Genomic DNA, 23322 nt, shown 5'->3' with positions numbered 1-23322 from the left:
AAGTTACCCCCGCACCTACGAACGGCTCAGTCCTCGCTCGGCGGCCGGGGCCGGTTACGCGGCAGGCGCAGCACCTCGAACTGGTCGGTGCCCTCGAACAGCGCCGGCGACGGCCGGCTGGGCTCCGCGTCGGAGGTGCGCTGCAGCGGCGACCCGGCCGGCGTGGCGACCTGGTTGGGCGCCACGTCGTCGAAGGTCTTCGGCGCGTGCCCGTTGGTCGCCGGGTCCGGGCTCGCGGCCGCTCCCGCCTTGCGCAGCCGACGGCGCTCCTTGGTGCCCTCGACCATCGTGTAGAGCGTCGGCACGAGCACCAGCGTCAGCAGCGTCGAGCTGATCAGGCCGCCGATCACCACCACCGCGAGCGGCTGCGAGATGAAGCCGCCCTCGCCGGTCAGGCCGAGCGCCATCGGCAGCAGCGCGAAGATCGTCGCCACGGCGGTCATCAGGATCGGCCGCAGCCGGCGCCGGCCGCCCTCGACCACCGCGTCGCGCACGCTCATGCCCTGCTCGCGGTACTGGTTGATCAGGTCCATCAGCACGATCGCGTTGGTGACGACGATGCCGACGAGCATCAACATGCCGATCAGCGCCGGTACGCCCAGCGGGGTGCCGGTCAGCAGCAGCAGCCCGATCGCGCCGGTGGCCGCGAACGGCACGGAGACCAGCAGGATCAGTGGCTGCACGAGGCTGCGGAACGTGGCCACCATGATCACGAAGACGATCGCGATCGCGACCAGCATCGCGAGGATCAGCTGGCGGAACGCGTCGGCCTGGTCGGCGCTGACGCCACCGATCTCCCAGCTCGCGCCGCCCTGCAGGGTCAGCCCGTCGAGCCGCTTGGTCAGGTCGGCGGTGGTCTTGCCGAGGTTGGAGCCGGTCGCGGTGCCGGTGACGGTCACGCTGCGGTCGCCGTCGATCCGGTCGATCGCCACCGGGCCCTGGACGGGCTCCACCGTGGCCACCATCCCGAGCGTCACCGGGCGGCCGTTCCAGCGGACCGGACCCACCGGCAGGGCGCGCAGCTCGTCGACCGTGGTCGGCGCGACCCCGGCCTGCACGACCACGTCGACCCGCTGACCGTCGACGCTGATCTGGCCGGCCGGCGCGCCGCGCATCGCGGCCGCGACGAGCTGACCCACCGACGCGTCGGTCAGGCCGTACGAGGTGGCCACCGCCCGGTTGAGCGTGATGTCGTAGCGGGTCGAGCTGTCGGCCAGCCCGCTCTGCACGTCGACCACGCCCGGCGTCTCGGCCAGCGCGGCCCGCACCTGCTCGGCCGCGGTCGCCAGGGTGCCCTGGTCGGCGGCCCGGACCACGACAGCGAGCTGGTTTGCCTCGGCCGCCCCGCCGTTGCCGAAGGTGAACTCGCCGGCGTCGCTCAGCTTGGCGACCTCGTCGCGCAGCGTCGCCTCGACGTCCTCGGACTCGACCCCCTCGCGCAGCGTCAGCGAGTAGGTGGCCGTCCGGCCGCCGGCCGCGCCCTCCCACGGCAGCCCGGAACCGCCGGCCGTGACCTGGTAGGACTCCACGCCGTCGATGCGGCCCACGATCCCCTCGACCTGCTTGGCGGCCGCGTCGGTCTGCGCCAGGCCGCTGCCGATCGGCAGCTCCTGCTGCATCGACAGGGTGTTGCCGCCGCTGTCGTCGAGGAAGTTGGTCTCCAGCCTGGTGCCCAGCGCGAACGTGCCGATCAGCACCAGCAGGCCGATGGCGACCGTGGTCCAGCGCCGCACGGTGGCGAACCGGATCACCGGCAGGTAGGCCTTCTGCAGCGGGTTGTCGCGCTCCTTGGCCTCGGCCTCCACCCGCACGCGCTCCTCGTCGGCGCCGGCGCCGGCCGGCTTGAGGAACCAGTAGGCCAGCACCGGGATCACGGTGAGCGAGACGAGCAGCGAGGCCAGCAGGGCCACCGTCACGGTGATCGCGAACGGGGCGAACAGCTGCCCGACGAAGCCGCCGACCAGCGCGATCGGCGCGAAGACGGCCACGGTGGTCAGCGTCGACGCGGTCACGGCGCCGGCGACCTCGCGTACGCCGGTGAGGATCGCGGTGCGCTTGCTCTCGCCGTACCCGAGATGTCGTTTGATGTTTTCCAGCACGACGATCGAGTCGTCGACGACCCGGCCGACGGCGATGGTCAGCGCGCCGAGCGTGAGCAGGTTGAGCGAGTAGTCGCCGAGGTACAGCACGATCAGCGCGACCAGCACGGACAGCGGGATCGAGACCGCGGTGACCAGCGTGGAGCGCACCGAGAGCAGGAAGACCAGGATGACGATCACGGCCATCAGCAGGCCGAGCAGGCCTTCGGTGGTCAGGCTGTCGATCGACTTCTCGACGAACGGCGCCTGGTCGAACACCACGGAGATCTCGGTGTTGGTCGCGTTGCCGAGGTCGACCAGCTGGTCGCGTACCTCGTGGGAGATCTCGACGGCGTTGCTGTCGGGCGTGCCGAAGATCTCGATGCCCAGGCTGGCCGTGCCGTTGGTGCGGGTGAACGACGTCGCGGGGGCGAGGTCCTCGACCACGTCGGCGACGTCGCCCAGCTTCGCCGGCGGGCTGCCGGGCGCGGCCTGGAGATAGATGCCCTTGAGGTCGTCGAGCGAGTCGATCTGGCCGCCGGTCTGCACGGCGTACGTCTGGTCGGCGTCGCTGATCGTGCCGCCCGGCACCGTGACGCCGTTGACCTGGAGCGCGGTCGGGATCGCGGTCGGGCCGACCTTGGCCGCGGCGAGCTTGGCCGGGTTCGGCGTGATCTTCACGATCTGCTCACGGGCGCCGGAGACGTTGACGGTGCGGACGCCGTCGACCCCTTCGAGCTCGGGTACGACCTGGGTGCGCAGCCGATCCGCCAACGCCCGCTCGTCGTCGCGGATCGTCGCGGCCAGCACCAGCACCGGCAGGTCGTCGGTGCTGCCGGCGAAGACCGTCGGGTCGACGTCGTCGGGCAGCTGCGGGCGGATCCGGTTGATCGCCGTCTGCATCTGGTTGACGGCGTTGTCGAGGTCGGTGCCGAACTCGTACTCGACCTGGACGGTCGTGGAGCCTTCACGGCTGCTCGACGTGACCTTCTTCAGGCCGTCGATGCCCTGGATGCTGTTCTCCAGCGGCTCGGTGACCTGCTGCTCGACCACCTCGGGCGAGGCGCCCGGGTAGGCGGCGATGACGAACGCGCCCGGAAACTCCAGCGAGGGCAGGAGCTGCTGCTTGAGCTGGGGCAGGGTGAAAACGCCGAACAGGGTGGCGACCACCGCGATCAGCGCGACGAGGCCCCGGTTGGCAAGACTGAGCCGGGCGAGTAGCGACATGCGGAAGATTTTGGCCTAGCGTGTTGCGCCCCCGCCGCGCGGGGTGCAAAGGAACGGCCCGTTATTAACGGTTTCCGCATAGGAACGGTCCGTTCCTAACCCGCGGCGCTCAGCCGAGGTCGAGGGCGCGGGCGGCGACGAGGACGTCGTTGCGGATCGTCGTCGGCGACGGCGCCGTCGAGATCGCCCACTCCGGGTCCTTGAGGCCGTGGCCCGTCACGGTGCAGACGACGGTGGAGCCGCGCGGGATCAGGCCGGCGTCGGCGCTCTGCAGCAGGCCGGCCACGCTGGCGGCGCTGCCGAGCTCGACGAAGACGCCGACCTCGCGGGCCAGCATCCGGTAGGCGGCCAGGATCTCCCGGTCGGTGACGGCGTGGATCAGGCCCCCCGACTCGTCGCGGGCGTCGACCGCCTTGGTCCAGCTCGCCGGGTTGCCGATCCGGATCGCGGTGGCGATCGTCGACGGCTCGCGGACCACGCTGCCGGTCACGATCGGCGCGGCGCCGGAGGCCTGGAAACCGAACATCTTCGGCGTACGCGTCGCCCGCCCGGCGTCCTTGTCCTCCTGGTAACCGAGCCAGTAGGCGGCGATGTTGCCGGCGTTGCCGACGGGCAGGCAGTGGATGTCGGGCGCGTCGCCGAGACCCTCGACCACCTCGAACGCGGCCGTCTTCTGCCCCTGCAGCCGGTCGACGTTGACCGAGTTGACCAGCGCGACCGGGTATTCGACCGCCAGCTTCGAGGCGAGCCCGAGGCAGTCGTCGAAGTTGCCGGCGACCTGGAGCAGCTTGGCCCCGTGCACCAGCGCCTGCGCCAACTTGCCCAGCGCGATCTTGCCCTGCGGCACGAGCACGGCACAGGTGATCCCGGCCCGGGCGGCATACGCGGCCGCGGAAGCGCTGGTGTTGCCCGTCGAGGCGCAGATGATCGCCTTGTTGCCGGCCTCGACCGCCTTGGACACCGCGACCGTCATGCCGCGGTCCTTGAAGGAGCCGGTCGGGTTGGCCCCCTCGACCTTGAGGAAGACCTCGGCCCCGATCCGCGCGGAGAGCACCGGCGCGGGCAGCAGCGGCGTGTTGCCCTCATAGAGGGTGACCACCGGGGTCGCGTCGGTGACCGGCAACCGGTCCCGGTAGGCGTCGATCAGTCCCCGCCACATGGCGATCTCCTCGTCAGATCCGTCACCGCCAGCGTAGGCACACGCTAAGTGATCTTCATCCGCCGGGCCGCCGATTTCCACCGCTCGGGATCGCGGTTCAGCCGCGCTGGGCCCGCCGCTCGCGGGGCGACAGGCCGTACTCCCGTTTGAATGCCTTGCTTCTCACCTTCGTGCGCCGGTCCCGTTGACGACGGCGGCGCCCAGGTCTGTGCGGCGGTAGCGGATCTCGTGGCGGTGACGTTCGCCCACCACGAAACCCGCGTCGCGCAGGACCGTGAGGTGTTCCGAGACCGTGGCCGGGGCCAGGGCGTGCCGGTGGGCGAGCGTGGTCGTGGTGGCGGGCTCGGTCAGGCCGATCAACAACGCCGCCCGGGTACGCCCGATCAGGCGGCCCAGGGCGGCGTCGGCCGGGCCGGGCGCCGGCTGCCACAGGCCGCCGGTGCCGCGGGCCGGATAGATCACGGTCGGCTGCCACGGCTCGTCGAGCACGACGACCACCTGGTCCCACTTGAACGCGCTGGGCATCAGCACGAGCCCGGCGCCGGCGAGGTCGCGGTGGTCGTCGTCGCCGTGCGCCCTGATCAGCGTGTGGTCGTGCCAGCGCAGGCTCGGATGCAGTTCCGCGAACAGCCGGTCCAGCCCGCCCTCGGCGAGCCGCCGAGTCTGGAAGCCCACGTCGGCGTCGAGCAGCGCCCGGACCCGCGGCCACACGGGCTCGACCAGTTCGTGCCAGGCGGCGCGGATCAAATCGGTCAGCGTGGCCAGGACCTCGGCCGGGTCGCCGCGCAGGAGACGGCCCGTCGCGGAGTCCGCCGCGCCGGGCGTGTCGGCCAGCGATCGGGCGATCTCCGCCGCCACCCGGTCGGGCGGGGTGGCGGCGATCCGGGCCAGGTCGTCGTCGAAGGTGGCGTGCGGGCCGGTCGGCGGCGGCGACAGGAAGTCCGGCGTGTAGCCGCGCCGGGGCTGCAGCAGCGTGATCGGCCGCAGGTCGAGCCTGTCGGTGAGGCCGGCCAGCCACGGCTGGTGCTGGCCGGGGGACTCGGCCGGCAGCGTCAGGCGGATCGCCGACAGGGTCTCGAACGCGGGCGAGATCGCGAAGCGGCACCGCAGCAGGTCGGCGGCGCTGAACCGCAGGGTGGCCGCCATGGTGTCCTTTCGAAGATTCGGCTTCGGCCGAATCAGTGGCGCCCAGTCTAGCGAGCAGCGCACCGTGTGCCCCATGCACAAAGACTGGGAACGCCGCGTCGCCGCCGCCTGGGCCGAGCTGGACGACCACACCGAGGACGAGTTCGTACGCCTGATCGGCGCCCTCGCCGACGAGCTGCCGTCGGGCAGCGCGGTCGGGCTGTTCGAGCGGGCCTGCGCCTGGGACTCGACCGGGCACTCCGACCGGGCGGTGCCGCTCTACCGGGAGGCGCTCGCGGTCGGCCTGACCGGGATCCGGCGCCGGCGCGCGGTGATCCAGCTCGCCAGCTCGCTGCGCAACGTCGGGCGGGTCGAGGAGAGCGTCGCGCTGCTCACCGCCGAACGCGACGCCGGCAGCGACGAGCTCGACGACGCGGTCGCCGGGTTCCTGGCCCTCGCGCTGGTCGAGGCAGGCCGGGAGCGGGAGGCCGCCTCCCTCGCCCTCGCCGCGCTGGCTCCGCACCTGCCGCGGTATCAGCGGTCGCTGGGCAACTACGCCCAAACCCTGGTCGCTTAGACGGCGCCCTCGACGCGCAGGACGCTGGCGATGGCGCGGACGATGTCCAAGCCGCGGAGCTCGTCGACCGTGGCCGCCAGCGCCGCGTCCGGCGCGCCGTGGGTGACGATCACCAGGACCGCGTCGTCGCCGCGGCCGGACTGGCGGACCGTCGCGATCGAGACGTCGTGTTTGGCGAAGATGCCGGCGACCGTGGCCAGCACGCCGGCGCGGTCGGCGACATCGAGGCTGACGTGGTAGCGGGTGACCGCCTCGCCCATCGGGCGGATCGGCAGCGCCGCGTAGTTCGACTCGCTGGCCGCGCGGGTGCCGGCCAGGTGGTTGCGGGCCACCGCGACGATGTCGCCGAGCACCGCGCTGGCCGTCGGCGCGCCGCCCGCGCCCCGGCCGTAGAACATCAGCTGGCCGGCCGCCTCGGCCTCGACGAAGACCGCGTTGAACGCGTCGCCGACGCTGGCCAGCGGGTGGCTGCGCGGGATCATCGCGGGGTGCACGCGGACGCTGACCGACGACTTCCCGTCGCCGTCGACAGCCCGGGTGGCGATGCAGAGGAGCTTGATCGTGCAGCCCATCTGCTTGGCGCTGGCCACGTCGCGGGCGGTCACCGCGGTGATGCCCTCCCGATAGACGTCGGCCGCGCCGACCCGGGTGTGGAAGGCCAGCGAGGCCAGGATCGAGGCCTTGGCCGCGGCGTCGAAGCCCTCGACGTCGGCGGTCGGGTCGGCCTCGGCGTAGCCGAGCGCGGTCGCCTCCTCCAGGGCCTCCTCGAAGCCGGCGCCACTGGTGTCCATGGCCGAGAGGATGAAGTTGGTCGTGCCGTTGACGATGCCGGTGACGCGGTTGATCGTGTCGCCCTGCAGCGACTCGCGCAGCGGCCGCAGCAGCGGGATCGCGCCGGCGACCGCGGCCTCGTAGTAGAGGTCGGCGCCGCCGTCGGTGGCCGCGTCGTGCAGCGTGCCGCCGTCCTCGGCCAGCAGCGCCTTGTTGGCGGTGACCACGCTCTTGCCGGCGCGCAGCGCCTCGACCAGCCAGGTGCGGGCCGGCTCGATGCCGCCGACCACCTCGACCACCACGTCGACGTCTTCGCGCTTGACCAGGCCCAGCGCGTCGGTGGTGAACAGCCCCGGGTCGACGGGCAGGTCGCCGCGGTCACGGCCCGGGCGGCGCACGGCGATGCCGGCGATCTCCAGCGGCGCGCCGACCCGCGCGGTCAGGTCGGGGGCCTGCTCGTGCAGCAGGCGTACGACCTCCGAGCCGACGGTGCCGCAACCGAGCAAAGCCAGACGCACGCTCTTACTCATCCCACATCCAATGCCAGGAGGTCGGCTTCGGTCTCCCGCCGGACGATCACCCGTGCCTGGCCGTCGCGGACCGCGATCACCGGCGGCCGGGGCACGTGGTTGTAGTTGCTCGCCATGCTCCGGCAGTAGGCGCCGGTGCCGGGCACTGCGAGAAGATCTCCGGGCTGCACGTCAGCGGGCAGGAATTCATCCTTCACCACGATGTCCCCGGACTCACAATGTTTTCCCACCACCCGGGCAAGGATCGGGTCGGCGGTGGAGGCGCGGCCAGCGACCGTCGCCGAGTAGGACGCGTCGTACAACGCGGTCCGGATGTTGTCGCTCATCCCGCCGTCGACGCTGACGTAGGTGCGCAGGCCGTCGACGTCCTTGACGGTGCCGACCTCGTACAGCGTGAACATGGCGGGACCGACGATGGCCCGGCCGGGCTCGACCGACAGCTTGGGCGTCGCCAGGTCGCGCGCCGCACACTCGTCGTCGACGATCTTGATCATGCGCTCGGCCAGGTCGGCGGGCGCGGCCGGATCGTCCTGCGTGGTGTACGCGATGCCGAAGCCGCCACCGAGGTCGATCTCGGGCAGCTCGATGCCGCGCGCGTCGCGGATCTGGGCCTGCAGGGCCAGCACGCGCCGCGCGGCCACCTCGAAGCCGCTGGCGTCGAAGATCTGCGAGCCGATGTGGGAGTGCAGGCCGCGCAGGTCGAGCACGTCGTCGTCGAGGATCTTGCAGACCGCTTTGAACGCCGCTCCCCCGCCGACCGAGAAGCCGAACTTCTGGTCCTCGTGCGCGGTGGCGATGAACTCGTGGGTGTGCGCCTCGACGCCGACGGTCACCCGTACGAGCACCGGTTGGCGGATCTGCTTGTCGCGGGCCAGCGCGGTGAGCCGGTCGATCTCGTCGAACGAGTCGACGATGATCCGGCCGACCCGCGCGTCGACCGCCCGCTCGAGCTCGGCCGGGGACTTGTTGTTGCCGTGGAAGCCGATCCGCTCCGGCGGCATCCCGGCCGAGAGCGCGGTCGCGAGCTCGCCACCCGTGCAGACGTCGAGGAACAGGCCCTCCTCGGCGATCGCCCGCACCACGGCCCGGCACAGGAACGCCTTGCCGGCGTAGTAGACGTCGTGGCCGGCGAACGCCGCCCGGAACTCGCGCGCCCTGGCCCGGAGGTCGTCCTCGTCCAGCACGTACGCCGGTGTGCCGTATTCGCCTCGGATCTCCTCGATGCCGAGCCCCGCGACCGTCAGCGCGCCGGCGGCGTCGCGGCTCACCCCACGCGGCCAGAGCTGCGGCACCAACGCGTTGACATCGTCAGGGGTACGCAGCCAGGCCGGTCCCCGATTGCCGAGCTCGCCGTGCAGCGCGCCGGCTTCGTGCGCCCTCATGGTTCCTGTTACATCCGTTCAGGTGCGGTGACGCCGAGCAGCCCCAGCCCGTTGGCGATGACCGTGCGGGTGGCGTCGTTGAGCCACAGCCGCGCGCGGTGCGTGTCGGTGATCTCCTCGTCGCCACGGGGCAGGATCCGGCAGTTGTCATAGAACCGGTGGTAGTCGCCGGCCAGGTCCTCGAGGTAGCGCGCCACCCGGTGGGGTTCGCGCAGCTCGGCCGCGGTGGTGACCACGGCCGGGTAGTCGCCCAACGACTTGAGCAGCTCGAGCTCCTTCTCGTGGTCGAGCAGCTCGGGGTGGAACGCCTCGCTGTCGCCGCGGGTCAGCCCGACGTCGGCCGCGTTGCGGTTGACGCTGGCGGTGCGGGCGGCGACATATTGGACGTAGTAGACGGGGTTGTCCCTTGTGGACCGCGTCCAGACGTCGACGTCGATGTCGATGGGCGAGTCGCTGGAATAGCGGGCCAGCGCATAGCGGGCGGCGTCGACGCCGATCCGGTCGACGAGGTCCTCCAGCGTCAGGACGTTGCCGGCGCGCTTGGCCATGCGTACGGGCTCGCCGTTCTCGACGAGGTTGACCAACTGTCCGATGAGGATCTCGAGGGTGGCGTCGGGGTCGTCGCCGAAGCACGCGGCCATCGCCCGCATGCGGCCGACGTAACCGTGGTGGTCGGCGCCGAGCATGATGACCACCCGGTCGAAGCCACGCTCGCGCTTGTCGAGGTAGTAGGCGCAGTCGCCGGCGAAATAGGTCCAGTCGCCGTCGGACTTGCGCAGCACCCGGTCCTTGTCGTCACCGAAGTCGGTGGTGCGCAGCCACACCGCGCCGTCGGCCTCGAAGACGTGCCCCACCGCCCGCAGCCGCTCCAGCGCCAGGTCGAGCTCGCCCGCGTCGTGGAGCTGCTTCTCGTTGAGGTAGACGTCGAAGTGCACGCCGAAGTCCGCCAGCGACGACTTGATCTCGTCGAACATGATGTTGACGCCGGCCACCCGGAAGGTCTCCAGGCTCTGCGCCTCGGGCTCGTTCGGCGCGTCGGGGTGCTCCTTGACGACCGCGTCGGCGATCTCGCGGATGTAGTCGCCGGGGTAGCCGTCCTCCGGCGTCGGCTCGTCGCGGGCGGCGGCGCGCAGCGACCGGGCGAACCGGTTGATCTGCGAGCCGGCGTCGTTGAAGTAGTACTCGGTGGTGACGTCGGCCCCGGTGGCGCGCAGCAGGCGGCTGAGCGCGTCGCCAACGGCGGCCCAGCGGACGCCGCCGATGTGCACGGGACCGGTCGGGTTGGCCGAGACGAACTCGAGGTTGACCCGCTCGCCGGCGAACCGGTCACTGTGCCCGTAGGCCTCACCGGCCTCGACCACCACACGGGCGAGCTGCCCCGCCGCGGCGGCGTCGAGCCGGATGTTGAGGAAGCCCGGACCCGCGATCTCTACCGATTTGATACCTGTGAATCGGCTGAGTTCGTCGGCGAGCTCCGCGGCCAGCTCGCGGGGCGCCACGCCGATCTTCTTGGCGAGCTGTAGTGCCAGCGTGGAGGCGTAGTCGCCGTGCTCGGGGTTGCGGGGACGCTCGACCGCCGTGCTCGCGGGGAGAACGGTCGGGTCGAGGCCGCGCGCGGTGAAGACGGCACGGGCGGCGGCGAGCACGACCTCGGCGAGGTTGGCGGGAGTCACTGATCCATGCTAGCGGGGGTAGACTCTGTCACTCGGTGGCGACCCTGCGCGCCCGATGATGCATCCCCCCATCACCGACCGAACTGACGAGGCACCATGAGCATCAGCACTCCGGCCGGCGACTCGAGCCGTCAGACCGCGCCGCCCGCCGCCAAGAAGGCCACGGCCGGCGCCGGCCGTCCTCCCGCCGCGCGCGGCTCCCGGCCCGGTGGTGGCGGTGGCCGCCCATCCGGTGGGGGCAAGGGCGGCGGTGGCGGCCGGCCCCGCAAGCCGATCACGCCGGTCAAGGTCAGCCAGGGCCGCAACTGGGGCCCGATCGGGCTGTTCGTGGCGGTCGGTGTGATCGCCGCGGCGATCATCGGCTACGGCATCTACGCCGTCGCGGCCGGCCCCAAGGACTGGAAGGACCGGGCCGAGGGCATCTCGGGGATCTCCGACTTCCACAAGAGCGACCCGACGCTAGTCAACACCCGCTCGCACAAGAGCGGCTCGATCCAATATTCGGTGACGCCCCCGGTCGCCGGCGACCACAACGTGAGCTGGCAGAACTGCATGGGCAACGTCTACGACGCGCAGATCGCCAACGAGAACGCGGTGCACAGCCTCGAGCACGGCGCGGTCTGGATCACGTACAAGCCAGATCTGCCCAAGGACCAGGTCGACGCGCTGGCCTCCAAGATCCAGGGCCAGGAGTTCACGATGATGAGCCCCTTCCCGGGTCTCGACAAGCCGATCTCGCTGCAGGCCTGGGGCTACCAGCTCAAGGTCGACAACGCGAGCGACGAGCGGATCGACGAGTTCATCCGCGCGCTTCGGGTCAACGCCACGCAGGAGCCGGGTGTCGGCTGCTCCGGCGGCGTCACCGCGACCGGGACGACCCCCCGGGAGCTTCAGCAGCAGCCCCAGGGGCAGTGATTTCATGAGCACCACGTACGACGCCTCCCTTGATGTGGCGCCGCCGGAGTCGCGGCGGCGTTCGCCGCTGACGTTCGCGGTAGCCGCGGTGGCCGCCGTGCTGGTGCTCGTAGCGGTCTTCGGTGCGGGGTGGTTCGCGCACTCGCGCAGCCACCCCGGCGAGGATTCGGTGGAGGCGGGCTTCGCCCGCGACATGTCGTCGCACCACGCGCAGGCCGTCGAGATGTCGATGCTGGCGCTCGACAAGGGTGTCGATCCGGAGCTACGGCTGCTGGCCGGCGAGATCGTCCAGGCCCAGCAGGCCCAGATCGGCATGATGCAGACCTGGCTGCGCGAGTGGGGCCTGGATCCGACGGGGCACCGGCCGCCGATGAGCTGGATGAAGGACGGCGCGGCGCTGCTGCAGGACGGCCGGATGCCGGGCATGGCCAGCGCGGCCGACATGACGCGGCTGCGGGCGCTCTCCGGGCACGAGTTCGACACCCTCTATATGAAGCTGATGCAGCAGCACCACCTGGGCGGCATCCACATGGCCGAGGGCGTGCTGGCCGAGACCAGCGAGCCGGACGTGTCGTGGCTCGCCCAGTCGATGGTCAACAACCAGAAGGCGGAGCTGGAGTTCATCCAGCAGATCATCACCAAGATCGGTGCTTAGCGTAGTTTGTTGGTTACTTTCCGTGGTGGTGCGTCGTTGAGTTGGCATGGGGGCCCTTCTCGACCCGCGTAGCTCGGCGCTGAGCTGGTGCCGCCGCGAGCGCATCGGCGGTGACGGGGCTCTGGCCGCCGGCCCGCGACGGCTCGCCATTCTCAGCCGTGCCCAGGAAGTCGCCCTTATCGACGCCATCCGGGGCGGTTTCCCTGGGGAGCTATGGACGCGGCGGTCGGTGCGGGCGTTGGCGCTCAGCCTCTTGGACGTGGCGCTGCCCCCGCTGCGGGTGACACGGTTGCTGGCCAGTTGGGGTGCTGGTGTGCGTGCGCCCGCGGACCGGGCCTGCCGGATGTGCGCGGGGGCGGTGGCCGACTGGCTGGAGACGACCTATCCGGTGATCGCCGGGAAGGCGGCGGCGCATCGGGCTGAGGTGGCTTTCGTCGGTCGGACGCGGCTGTGCGGGATCTCTCCCGCGGCCGACGTGGTGACGGCGGTCTCGGGCCCGGAGGGCCGTCAGCGGGTAGCCTTCATGATCGCCCCCGGCGGCCCGTCGGCGACGCTCCCCTGGGATTTCCTGGCTCTCGTCGGCTCAGGCCGAACGACCCACGCCATCGTGGACGGATCATGGGCGAGCTGGCAGCTCCCCCGCCGGCTCCCGCCCCGGGTGGTGCTGCACCCGATGCCCAGCTGCGAGCGCCGTTGAGCGCTATCGGGGCGGCGCTATGGCGTGCGAGGACGCAGCTCCTGCGTGTTGGTCGAGGACCCAGCGCCCCCGCAGGACGCGTTCGGTCGCCGCCCGACCCGACGAAGTTCTGGCCCGGCTTCCCGGGCAGGCCCTAAAGGTCTGCCGTGTCGCGTCGGCCACGAAGACCGATGAGGGCCACCGCGGCGGCGATCAGGCCGACCCCGATCAAGAGCACGACGCCGACCGCCATGCCGGCGTCCCCGCCGCCACCGTCGCCACCACCGGTCCCCGGAGCGGACGCTGGCACAACCGCGGTGGCCGTCGGCAGAACACCGTCGCGGCGCCTCACCACGGAGACCGGCACCGCCTGACGCGGCTCAACCTGCCGCACGACCGCGGCGTGCGCCGGAGACTCCGCGGACGAGGCCAGCGCAGGCCCGGACAGCAGCGCAGACCCGCTCGCCGCCACAGCGAGTGCCAGGGTTGGCCGCCAACGCATGATCCTCCAGCCTCCTTACGTGCCCGGACGACACATGCTTCTCGGCGGCTGATACCCGGCGCATCCGCTGAAGGGACAGCTTCCCCCGCAGCTCGGACCCCATGTCACGACCCGACCCGGGTGCCCCGCACGCCACGGGTGGGATCCCTGCTACTCTTTCTCGGTCGCTGAGCCCCCGTAGCTCAGGGGATAGAGCACCGCCCTCCGGAGGCGGGAGCGCAGGTTCGAATCCTGCCGGGGGCACAACTTCTTCCTCGCGAGCGAGCAAGAAGTTGTGCTGATTCCTCCCTGGGACCGAGCCCCAGACCCCACGCCGGTGGTCACTCCCGCCGTTCACCTCGGGTCGCCTAGCACTCGCCAGCGCAAGCTGCGCCGGGCGCTTGCTCCTGGGCAGTTCAACCAAGCAAGCACCCTCGCATTTGGTGACCTTGCCCGCACATGGCAAGCGCACCTTCGGGAAGCCACGGCGGTAGTCGATCAACACCACCTAGGAGGTCGGTCGACGCACGCATAACTGTCCTTATGGTGTACCAACCGAAGTAGCCAACGTGGGGCGAGCGCGCTGCTAACCCGATGGGACCGCTTCACCGACGACAGTCTTGAGGACGGGCATGCTCGGTGCCGTTCAAGAGCGTGGACGTCCGCTCCAAGAATCCTGACAGGGCGGCACATCCGAGCGACCCGCGCTACGCCGGCCAGCAGTTCGCTCAACAGCGCGTTGCAATGTTTTTCTGGAGGACGGCGAAGTCGCCACCAGCTATACGACCGGTCCACCGGTGGCGCCGAGCTGTTCAGCTCACAGCTCAGCAGCTCGGCCCCAGGCAATCTCGCAGAGTCAGAACTTGAGGATGCGTGCCATAAACGAGAGTGCTACTAGATTCAGGGCGGTCGTGCCCACCTCTATCGCCACGTGCTCGATAATTGGCCTTCCTCTGACCACCCTGTGAACGGTCTTGCCCTTGGTGACCCGTAGGACGTTTCCATCAGGAAGAATGTAGGCGGTCACCGAGTATCCCTTCTCGCGATGGGTGCTACCTCGACTGATTTCCCAACACGGCAAGCGTGTCTTGAGGACGCGACCTCGAACCAGGTACGACTTTGGCACAATTCCGCCAGATCCAGCACGCCCGGCGAACCAACGTGCCACGCGCTCGGAGTTCCACGGCACCTTATCAGGATGGTCTCCTCGAATACGTTCGTATGGAGACTGATATGCAAGGGCTACCGGACGCGGGATATCGGGGCATACAGTTGCAAGATCCCGGTATACATCGGGGGAGGTTGAATCAATGATTTCACCTCGGCCCATCGGAACGTAGATCGGAGGATGAAGATACGCCGCAGTCCGCAACAGCCTCTCGATCGGATCGACTACCTGTGAGAGCGACGCAAGGGTTCGTTTCCGCTCTTCGAGTGCCGCGCTTGCAGCTACCCGCTCTGCCTCTCGGAGGCACGAAGAACACTTTCCATCCACCCCAGCGTCCCTGCATGATTGGCACGTCCATTTTGTGCATTCGGCGCACGCTGCGACAGCGCGATTGCCGCAGCCGCAAATTGCAGACTTGACCCCAGGAATGTCTAGGTGGTATCGATTTCCGCAGGGCGTGGGCTGGTGAATCATTGCAACGCCCACGCCGGTCATCGTCGGCACGGGTCGCATGATAGTGCCGAGGCATTGGTAGTAGCCCGGGACGATCTGTGCTCTTAGTAGAGTGCCGCACCAAGCGCATGCCATGCGATCGCCTCTCACTCGCCAAAAACGCCTCTTTATGCCTACCCGATTTGTGCGGGTGTTCGCCTCAATCGCCAGGCCGGCAACCCATCGACCTCGACCTGACTCCCGGCCAAGGCTGCAGTACTCACGACGTGGGGCTAGGGTGAAGCCCCTGGGCCAGATTTGCGAGCAGCCTCTGCCAGTGTGAAGTTTGATGTCCAAGGTCAAGAGGGCCGACTAGCCAAGTCTCCATCAGCTGTCCGGCCGTGGCCCCTCGACAGTGGTGGCGGGCACGGTCTCCGTAACGAGAGCGCCTGAGTCGTTGCAGTAAGGTCCCTCGCAACCACGCCGCCCGTCAAATCCTCAGCCGTAACGCGATCAAGGCGCAGGAACGAACCGTCGGCCACTAATCCCAAGCTTGCGACCGGCATTCGGCCAGGGCGCAAACCGCCGTAGCGCGGCGTGATGGCACCTGCGCGCGTTGATCTCCCAGGGATTACCGGCAACGGAAGTCTTGGGGACAGCGTGTGACACGATCGGCGTGCTGTCAGTAATGAGATAGACCGACCAGCTTCCGATGGTGGTACGGTTCGCCGGCGTAGCTATGCCGTCCGCTCCGACAACGCTTGGGCTTCCATGGATCCGGGTGAGCTGCAGTTTGATGCGGTGCTCAAGAAGGTGCTTGAGTATCTAGGCGTCAATAGCGCGATTATCTTCATGGTCGCGCTGGCATTCATGATCCAATCCTGGATTGGGCCATTGCGTCAAGCTGCAGTGGTAGCTCGAACGGTCCCAGCTGGTTGGTCTAGAGCGACCGCCGCTGCCAAACGGAACGGGCCAGCACGTGTGGCCGCTTCCATTGCCATAACCACCCTGGTCGTTCTTGCCCAACTGCTCGTCGTCTACATGACGTACGTGATCGGAAACTTCTTCTCGGTTCTGTTTGACGACGACGCCGAACGCAAAGCGCGCATAGACCAACTGATTGTGACGAACCGGTTCGAGGTGTTGGAGGTGGGGTCTCCTCAAAGCGCACTGTCAATGGACTGGGTTTCAGGGGTATATGTCGCGCTCGCAGCGTTGTTTATCTTTCTGAGTTACCGTGGACTTTGGGCCGCCGGTCTGGTTCTGACCCTCCCGGTCATCGGGTTCACCATGATAGCTCTATTGGGGATAGCCGGGACGTTAGTTTCCGACGACATTGACGCCGCGGATAAATATTATTTGCAAGTCGCCGGAACAGCCGCGGCAGTTGGCGTACTTTTTTGTGTTGCGTGCGTCATGAGCCTTCGCGGGTCGAACGCAATTGTACGTGCTTGGCAACTCGTGCCTAGATAACGTTTGGGCATGCGACCCGACGGCATCATGTAGATTTAGCTGGCGTCCGGCCGGCGTCTGTCCGAATCCTGGCACTGGACCTAGAAACACGATGTGCCGGCGATCATGGCACCGTGCCGGACTAGGGCTCGGACGTCCGTGACGTCGCGCTAACGGGTGAGTGCCTGCGGTCTGGCTGTCGGTTCGGAAATACTCGGGAACCAGCTGAACGCTTTGAGCTCATCACCTGCTGCGATGTTTCGAGGTTTGTTCTCATGTTCTTGCCCTGGCTCGACCAGCTGTTAGCGGCTGTCCGACGTGCCCCACGGCTATGGTCCATCACAGGTGCAATAGTCCTCGCTCTCGCGGTCGCTGGCGTCGTGGTGGTCACGCTGCCTGAGGCAGACACAGCCGAGTCGGGCCCATCTGCCGTGTATTTCGATAGCTGCGACGAAGCCGAGAAGGCCGGTGCCGTGCCACTCCGCAGCGGAGCACCCGGTTACCGTCGCGGCCTCGACTTAGACGAAGACGGGGAGGCGTGCAAGGCGACTGTCACCTCGCCCCCGACACCAACCTCGGCCGCTCTGGCGCCGGCGAGAGCTCCCATCTACATCGAGTGCTACACGGACGACGACTTCCTGCAGGGTGGTAGCTACACCATCGCGACAGACAACGCAGGTAGACCGAGCTTCGCTGCGCCATGGTCAGCCAGAGCACGTTCCTGCGAAGCCCATGCCACCGTCGTCCCAACCACGGCCCTGGAGAAAGCCGCCTACAAGACCGCCAAGTACAGGGACGGCGACGTCGCAACGCTTTACACCATCTGCGCCGCCAACGATCCTGACGAGGTCTACGCCTCACCCGGCTTCACCGCCAGCAACGAACAGATCCCAGAGATCAACGGCGCGCTCACCCTGTGCCCCACACACCCGCAGGCCGGAGAGTGGCGTCAAGCCGTCAAGCGAAGCCGGGCGGACGCGCAGCTAGCCAACGACGGACGGATATTTAACGACGGCACCTTCCTCGTCGGAGAAGACATCAAGCCAGGCACCTACGTCGTCACGGACGTGAAGGGTTGCTACTGGGAGCGGCAGACCAAGACCAGCGACATCATTGCCAATAGGTTCGTGACCAGCGCCCGACGCGTCGAGGTGACCATCAAATCAACCGACTTCGCCTTCCACGCCGAGGGCTGCGGGCAGTGGCGCCCGGCCTGACGGTCATCTGGCCACACCGGGGCGCGCTCGCTATCCCGCTGCCGACCGGCAGCCATACCTAAGCTATTCGGTGTTGGACAGCTAGGGGTCGAGTGCTCGCCGCAAGAGTGTGGTCTCCGCAGCGCTGGGCGGGCCGGCGCTGCCAGCGTGCCACTCAATGACGAGCCTTTGGTCTGACGGCAGGGCGTAGGTACGTACGGCTCGGCTGGCTACACCTGATCCATACGGGTGACCTCCCGCGCCCAGCGAGGCGGTCAACGGCAGGCCGAGTCGTTCCGCGACTGCCTGCCATGGCCGACCGAACGCGAACACGTCGGTGACGTTGATGTCCGCGATCGGCTGCCATACGAAGCGGTCGATCACTTCAGGTGGCGGTGCCATCGGCGCAGTGATCGAGGTGGAGTGCCACGGGTAAAGCTCCATGATGAGCAGGTCTGCGAAGCTCACTCGGGGATCGCCGAGCCAGTTGCGCGCGAAGCGGACGCGGGAACGGTGGAAGAGGTTAGGTCCCATCGTCGCGTCCCACTCGCCGCCGTGTACGGCCCGGTGCTACTCCAGGCGCTGTACGAGCCGAGCCGTTGGATGTGCTTGGCGAAGATTCCGTCACGGGATTGGAACGGCGGCTGGTAGGCGCCGGGGTTGAGGCCGAGCACGACCATCCGCGGCCGCGTGCTGGTCCCGCGCAGATCTCCGATGTAGGGCTCGGGGAAGCCGTCGCGGCTGGGCGTGCCCGGACCGCTTCCTGTGTAGCTGCTGTACCAGGCCGGCAACGGCGCCGCCATCGGATCTGCGCCTGCGAGCCAGTCGGCGACATGGTGGTCCCAAAAATCTGCGATTTCTTGGAGCAGCGAGGACATGGACGAACGCTAGTCGCGTCGATGCCAGCGGCAACAGCCCCTTAGGCGGCAACAGGCGACCTGTTCCCCGCCAGGGTTCGGCCCGTCGGCTGATGGGCAGCGCCCGAGTGGACGGCCAAGGTGTGCCGATGACCCACATTGCGGGCGTCGTCGAGGTTTCAGAGGTCTTCGCCGAGCTCCATGACCGTCGGAGGGTCTTCCACTCCGAGGCCGACCTGCAGCACGCGTTCGCCTGGTCAGTCCAGCGACTAGGTCGTGTTTCGTAGGGCGTCGATGCTGCGGCGTGTCGGTGATCGATAACTGAAGAGGTCTCCGGTAGTTGGTTCAGCGACCAAGCTAGAACTTCACACCGGAGACCTCGTGCCGAGCGTAGCGGCAGTGAGGCGACATGACCTGACCGACGTGCAGTGGGCGGTGCTCGAGCCGCCGTTGCCGGCGGGAACCGGTCGTGATCAGCCCCGCAAATGGACCATGAGGATGATCATCGACGGGATCCGGTGGCGGGTCCGGACCGGCTCGCCGTGGCGAGAGGTTCCGGCGGTGTATCCGCCGTGGCAGACGCTGTATCGATGGTTCCGCCGTTGGCAGCGCGACGGGGTCTGGGCGCAGATTCTGGCGGTGTTGCAGGCCCGGGCGGACGCGGCCGGGTTGATCGGCTGGACGGTGAGCGTGGACTCCACCATCAGCCGCGCCCATCAGCACGCCGCGGGCGCCCGCCGCGACGGTGACGGGCAGAAGGAGCCGCCCGGCGGAACGCAGAGCGAGCCGGCAGATCACGCGCTCGGCCGGTCCCGGGGCGGCTGGACCACCAAGACCCATCTGGCCTGCGAGCAGGGCCGCAAACTGATGGCCGCGATAGTCACCGCCGGCCAACGCGGCGACAGCCCTCAGTTCATCCCCGTGCTGGCCAAAGTGCGTGTCACGCGCGCCGATGGCGGCCGGCCCCGGACCCGCCCGGACACCGTCCTGGCAGACAAGGCGTACACCTCCGCAGCCAACCCCGCCGCGGCATCCGAGCCTGCATCCCGAGCAAGACCGACCAAGACGAACACCGTAAGGCCAAGGGCTCCCGAGGCGGGCGTCCGCCCGCCTTCGACCCCAACCTCTACCGGGCGCATCACGCCGTCGAGTGCGGCATCAACCAGCTCAAACACCACCGCGCCATGGCCACCAGGTACGACAAACTCGCCGTGCGCTACGAAGCCACCCTGACCATCGCGGCCATCAACCAATGGCTCCGAGCCCTACGGAACACGGCCTAGCGCCGTCTGTCAACATTCGTCTGGAGGCCCAGGCCCGCGCCGGATGGGAGGCGGCGCGCCATTGATCTCCTCTGTTGGGGGCGATCATGGGCGCACAGCTGTGGAGTTGAAGTACATCAGGGCTTCGTGGGATGGCGGCGACCCCGTCACCGGAGAGCCTGTCCGACTGCGACACCACGGCGCCGATGACCTGGCACGGCACCACTTCGTTGCCGACATCGCCCGCCTTGAACAGATCTGCGCTGCTGAGCAGTCGCGGACCAATGGCTTGGCCATCATGCTGACCAACGCCAGGGCGATGTGGAACCTGCCAGCCGGCGACCGGCGGACCCGCGACCGGAACTTTCGCATACACGAAGGCCGAACCTTGACGGGAACCTTGGTGTGGGGCGAAGGAGACTTCCCGTCAAACAACAGGTCCCTACGTGGTACCTACCCGATCGTGTGGCAGCCCTACTCCCAGCTGGGTGGTCGCAACGGTGACTTTCGCTGGTTAGCGATTCCAATTGTTGGCTGACCGTCGAGCGACGAGCGATTCCGGCCCTACCTATTCCGCGGCCTGCTCACCTGCGGTCTGTGCCAGCGCCGAATGAACGCCGGCGTCCACCACGGCCACATCTACTACCGCTGCGTCGCCGCCGACCTGACCGATCCGCCTGCGGACCACCCGCCCACCGTCTACCTGCGGCAGGACGCACTGACCGCCCGTGTTAACGCGTTCCTGCGCCGGACCGGGCGCCCCGTCGACGCGGCGGTCGACCGAACCGCGGCTAACGAGGCGAACTCTCCGGACGGCGAGACAGAGCTCGCGGCGGCCCGCCAGGCGGAGGCATACGCGCGCTGCGGGCTGCCCCTGACCTACCACTGGGACCGGGACACGGTGGTCTTTCAAGTCCTGGTCCCGCAGGCGGTCTCCGGTGAGGCCGACGGGCCGGCGATGAAGCAGGCCGAGTTCGTCGTCGGCTGACCGCAGCCGGGCTGCGGTGAACGCGAGGAACCCCCACACAATTGGCCTTATGGTGCGTCGCCGTAGGTTCGACTGGTCGCCCCCGCCGACACAGTCGTGTAACACTGGGTTGCTGTATGGCCTCCCCGCGGTGCGTCGACCGAGCGCGTTCCCTGGATAGGGAGACCCGCCGGGAACGACGCCGGTTAAGGTGCGGCTTCGGGCTCGGCGGTGCTGCGCTCGGCACGAACGCGCTCCATGACCCGTAGTGCATACCTTCTGCGCCCCTCGAATGTCACGTCGACTTCGTCGTCTTCATCTATGGGCTGCTCGCCGGCGGTCGACGGCAGCGCAGCGAGTACTCGGGCGATGTTAAGTAGCTCATCGACGTCCCCGACCCGCAGCTCGCCCAAGGACTGCCAGGTCCGTCGACCATTACTTGTCTGACCAACCGGCACGAGAGACGCGAGCAGATCCTCTAGCTGCCACGACGATGACTCAAGCACCCCCCACAACAGCGCTTGGGTAGCCGCCGATCCTTGCAGCTCAAGGAATGTATAAAGGAATCGTGGTAAATCCGGCGCTTCGGTGAGTGCCTCCTGCGAGGCCGCCCGCAAATGCTTCTCCACCAGGGACGAGACAGCCTGCACTCCATCGAATAGCCAAGTCGGCGGCGGACCGGAATCAGCACGCTTCGCCATTCTGACGACATCAGCCGCCATCGCCAATTCTGAAGTTCCACGGACGGCCAAGGCGTGAAGGGTCGTCAGGGCGTCATCGCCATCTAGGCGGAGGACAATCCTCGTCGCGACCCGAAGAATCTCCCGATCGCCCCGTAGTCCAAGTATGCCTGACCGCTGGTCGCTGGACGGGAGGTAGTTTCTTCCTAACAAGCTAAGTGCCAGGCCCGTTGGCAGCGGGGATTGCTCATCGACGCGATACAGCTTTCGGGCTACCTTGCCGGCATCCTTGTCGAACCAGCTCTGAAGTCGCTCGATCGAAGGCCCAAAGGCTCCTGCTCGCATCTCGTTAACGGCGTCGGCAACAAGTTTCTCTGCGAGATCGCTGGCAGGCACGCCGACCTGGGTGTATCGGTCGAAGAACTCATCACTGTCCACTCCGCGGCGGCGCCGCACATCCTCCCGATAAGAGGCAGCATACGAGGTGTTTTCTCGCGCACCTCGCAGATAGAGGAAAAGTTCGGACATCAGAGCGGCGATCGATTCAACGTGTCGCGGCTTTCCTTCCTCGGCGATGCGATTCTTCCAACGTTCCCACCGTTCGGGGTTTGTTTCGCTATGCCGCCCGAAAGCGAACGAGCTTTGGAGCAGTTCAGACTTATGGTTGATCACCAGCTCATGTACGTCACGCTCGAAGGTTCGAAGAAACGTCATGAGGAGGAAGTCAACAAAATCGACTTCACCATGCACCTCTGGCCACAACGCGTCAACCTGTGTGAACAGTCGTTTGACGGCCCGCGGCTGATCGAGATACCGAACTAGGCATTCAGACCACGCCGATTGGAGACGAGCACGAGCATCGGGGGCGAGTTCAACGCCATGCGCTGCACAAAACGCATCGATTCCCTCATTGACAAGGTTGATCTGTTGGTCCTCGAGTAGCGGCGGAATATCGAGGCGGACCTGAACCATTTTCTCCAGGTATTGTCGTGCTCTTCCGGGACCCGAACCGATAAGCTGAGTGTGTTGTAGTACTTCGGCGAGCGTCGCCTCGTCGTATGCGAGCAGGTAGTAGACGTTAGGCAGCCGACCGATCAATCGGACCAGCTTGAAGGTAAGCAATAACTCGTCGGGTTGGAGCCGATCTAGATCGTCTAGAATTACAAGGACTGGATGATCCAGACCTTCTAACGCCTCCGCGAATATTTTGCGAAGCCGTTCTGGGCTTCGATCGCCCATAATGAGCGACGCGGCTGATGTCATCGCACCCGTGGCGTTGACACCGACCGCAGTGCCAAGTGTGCCGGCCGGTGCCAGGCGCTCGACCCATTCGCCGAGTGCTCTCCGTCGGTCCGGTCCCATGACCGCGTCGGGCACCACATCCCGGATTTCCGCAAAGAAGCCTGCGACCGACCTCTCGTACGACGAGTATGCCCAGGGGTTGTGCCGCGCAAGGTACCAGCCCTCCTCTCGCAGATTCGCCTCTATGCCGATAAGCAGGCTCGACTTGCCGCTACCCCAGGGGCCGACGAGCGCGACGACGGCACTGTCAGACTGGTTTGATACAGCCTCGATGGATCGGGTCAACTGCGCTGCCAGCCGACCGCGGTCCAGCTGGTCATTTACCTCATCCACTGGATCGTCGGCATAGAGATTGCCGCGGTTGCGGGGAAGCATCCGCCGATTCCTAGTTTCGCTGACAGGGTCACTGCCCTTGCCTGTTCGGCGGAACAACCCCATGGACCGTGCTCCTTGCAATCGAGTCAGAGGTGGAGACAAGCGATCGTAGCCGTTGGCTTACGGATCGCCTGGAGGTTGGCTGCCGCCTCGCGAAGACCGACAAACCTCCAAAACAAGCACGGCCGTGCTCGCAACCTTGCACGGTAGCCGAAGTCGGTCCCCGCTACGGAGTTCGTGGCTGACCATCAAGCCGGTTGTCGGCGTTGCGCCAGGAGGGTCAGCGAAGAGGTTAAGGAAATCGTTGGCAGGCGGCGCAGCTCGACAACCGCCCATAATCGTTCTTATGGTGTAGCCACCCTGCGACGAACTCGCCGTTTGG

Annotated in this window: 18 protein-coding genes, 1 tRNA gene and 1 pseudogene; 10 read left to right on the top strand and 10 right to left on the bottom strand. The window is 67.8% G+C overall.

The window, feature by feature from the left end:
* Positions 1–26: 26 nt before the first annotated feature.
* The 3 genes from O7635_RS15685 to O7635_RS15675 all read right to left on the bottom strand — a co-directional run bounded on the left by O7635_RS15685 (position 27) and on the right by O7635_RS15675 (position 5610).
* Positions 27–3305 carry an efflux RND transporter permease subunit gene (locus O7635_RS15685; protein ID WP_278081164.1) on the bottom strand — a complete coding sequence of 1093 codons (3279 nt, stop codon included), beginning with the start codon at positions 3303–3305 and terminating at the stop codon, positions 27–29.
* Between the two features lie 109 nt (positions 3306–3414).
* Positions 3415–4464, bottom strand: coding sequence for a threonine synthase (thrC, locus tag O7635_RS15680; protein ID WP_278081163.1), 1050 nt, complete (start codon positions 4462–4464; stop codon positions 3415–3417).
* Positions 4465–4626: 162 nt separating this feature from the next.
* Positions 4627–5610 carry a DUF5937 family protein gene (locus O7635_RS15675; RefSeq protein WP_278081161.1) on the bottom strand — a complete coding sequence of 328 codons (984 nt, stop codon included), beginning with the start codon at positions 5608–5610 and terminating at the stop codon, positions 4627–4629.
* Between the two features lie 73 nt (positions 5611–5683).
* On the opposite strand from O7635_RS15675, the gene O7635_RS15670 reads away from it, so the two are divergent.
* Positions 5684–6166, top strand: a complete 483-nt coding sequence (locus O7635_RS15670) for a tetratricopeptide repeat protein (RefSeq protein WP_278081160.1) — start codon at positions 5684–5686, stop codon at positions 6164–6166.
* Here the strand turns inward: O7635_RS15670 and O7635_RS15665 are convergent.
* From O7635_RS15665 to argS, 3 genes are read right to left on the bottom strand one after another with little or no spacing between them, the layout of a single operon-like run.
* The gene (locus O7635_RS15665; protein WP_278081159.1) at positions 6163–7455 is read right to left on the bottom strand and encodes a homoserine dehydrogenase; all 1293 of its coding nucleotides are present in this window, start codon (positions 7453–7455) and stop codon (positions 6163–6165) included. The two genes, O7635_RS15670 and O7635_RS15665, sit on opposite strands and share 4 nt — an antisense overlap.
* Positions 7456–7463: 8 nt before the next feature.
* A complete protein-coding gene (gene lysA / locus O7635_RS15660) occupies positions 7464–8849 on the bottom strand; it encodes a diaminopimelate decarboxylase (protein WP_278081158.1) in 1386 nt (461 codons plus the stop codon).
* Between the two features lie 8 nt (positions 8850–8857).
* Positions 8858–10522 carry an arginine--tRNA ligase gene (gene argS, locus O7635_RS15655; RefSeq protein ID WP_278081157.1) on the bottom strand — a complete coding sequence of 555 codons (1665 nt, stop codon included), beginning with the start codon at positions 10520–10522 and terminating at the stop codon, positions 8858–8860.
* A 96-nt stretch (positions 10523–10618) separates the two neighbouring features.
* On the opposite strand from argS, the gene O7635_RS15650 reads away from it, so the two are divergent.
* The 4 genes from O7635_RS15650 to O7635_RS15635 all read left to right on the top strand — a co-directional run bounded on the left by O7635_RS15650 (position 10619) and on the right by O7635_RS15635 (position 13513).
* A complete protein-coding gene (locus tag O7635_RS15650; protein WP_278081156.1) occupies positions 10619–11437 on the top strand; it encodes a DUF3105 domain-containing protein in 819 nt (272 codons plus the stop codon).
* Positions 11438–11441: 4 nt separating this feature from the next.
* On the top strand, positions 11442–12092 hold the full coding sequence (locus tag O7635_RS15645) for a DUF305 domain-containing protein (RefSeq protein ID WP_278081155.1): 651 nt from the start codon (positions 11442–11444) through the stop codon (positions 12090–12092).
* A 46-nt stretch (positions 12093–12138) separates the two neighbouring features.
* On the top strand, positions 12139–12789 hold the full coding sequence (locus O7635_RS15640; protein ID WP_278081154.1) for a winged helix-turn-helix domain-containing protein: 651 nt from the start codon (positions 12139–12141) through the stop codon (positions 12787–12789).
* A gap of 652 nt (positions 12790–13441) precedes the next feature.
* Positions 13442–13513: transfer RNA gene (locus O7635_RS15635), tRNA-Arg, on the top strand.
* A gap of 592 nt (positions 13514–14105) precedes the next feature.
* On the opposite strand, the gene O7635_RS15630 is transcribed toward O7635_RS15635, so the two are convergent.
* Entirely contained in the window at positions 14106–14276 is a 171-nt protein-coding gene (locus tag O7635_RS15630; RefSeq protein WP_278081153.1) for a hypothetical protein, read from the bottom strand.
* A 1344-nt stretch (positions 14277–15620) separates the two neighbouring features.
* Here O7635_RS15630 and O7635_RS15625 point away from each other — a divergent pair.
* Positions 15621–16322, top strand: coding sequence for a hypothetical protein (locus O7635_RS15625; RefSeq protein WP_278081152.1), 702 nt, complete (start codon positions 15621–15623; stop codon positions 16320–16322).
* 359 nt (positions 16323–16681) lie between these two features.
* The gene (locus O7635_RS15620) at positions 16682–17518 is read left to right on the top strand and encodes an excalibur calcium-binding domain-containing protein (protein ID WP_278081151.1); all 837 of its coding nucleotides are present in this window, start codon (positions 16682–16684) and stop codon (positions 17516–17518) included.
* Positions 17519–17599: 81 nt separating this feature from the next.
* On the opposite strand, the gene O7635_RS15615 is transcribed toward O7635_RS15620, so the two are convergent.
* Both O7635_RS15615 and O7635_RS15610 read right to left on the bottom strand, forming a co-directional pair.
* Positions 17600–17965 carry a hypothetical protein gene (locus O7635_RS15615; protein WP_278081150.1) on the bottom strand — a complete coding sequence of 122 codons (366 nt, stop codon included), beginning with the start codon at positions 17963–17965 and terminating at the stop codon, positions 17600–17602.
* Positions 17962–18375: a hypothetical protein gene (locus O7635_RS15610; protein ID WP_278081149.1), complete on the bottom strand. Its 414-nt coding sequence runs from the start codon at positions 18373–18375 to the stop codon at positions 17962–17964. Before O7635_RS15610 ends, O7635_RS15615 begins: the two co-directional genes overlap by 4 nt.
* A 378-nt stretch (positions 18376–18753) precedes the next feature.
* Between O7635_RS15610 and O7635_RS15605 the strand changes: the two are divergent.
* The 3 genes and pseudogenes from O7635_RS15605 (at position 18754) to O7635_RS15595 (ending at position 20604) form a co-directional block, all read left to right on the top strand.
* Positions 18754–19637 (top strand): annotated as a pseudogene (locus tag O7635_RS15605) (IS5 family transposase).
* A 100-nt stretch (positions 19638–19737) separates the two neighbouring features.
* Positions 19738–20154 carry a hypothetical protein gene (locus O7635_RS15600; RefSeq protein WP_278081148.1) on the top strand — a complete coding sequence of 139 codons (417 nt, stop codon included), beginning with the start codon at positions 19738–19740 and terminating at the stop codon, positions 20152–20154.
* 42 nt (positions 20155–20196) lie between these two features.
* Entirely contained in the window at positions 20197–20604 is a 408-nt protein-coding gene (locus O7635_RS15595; protein ID WP_278085488.1) for a zinc ribbon domain-containing protein, read from the top strand.
* 185 nt (positions 20605–20789) lie between these two features.
* On the opposite strand, the gene O7635_RS15590 is transcribed toward O7635_RS15595, so the two are convergent.
* Positions 20790–23003 (bottom strand): P-loop NTPase fold protein, encoded by a 2214-nt coding sequence (locus O7635_RS15590; protein WP_278081147.1) that lies wholly within the window; start codon positions 23001–23003, stop codon positions 20790–20792.
* Between the last annotated feature and the right edge of the window lie 319 nt (positions 23004–23322).

This window comes from Asanoa sp. WMMD1127 (assembly GCF_029626225.1).
Classification (GTDB): Bacteria; Actinomycetota; Actinomycetes; order Mycobacteriales; family Micromonosporaceae; genus Asanoa.
The sequence above is the reverse complement of the archived record's forward strand: the minus strand, read 5'-3'. Positions and strand labels throughout refer to the sequence as shown.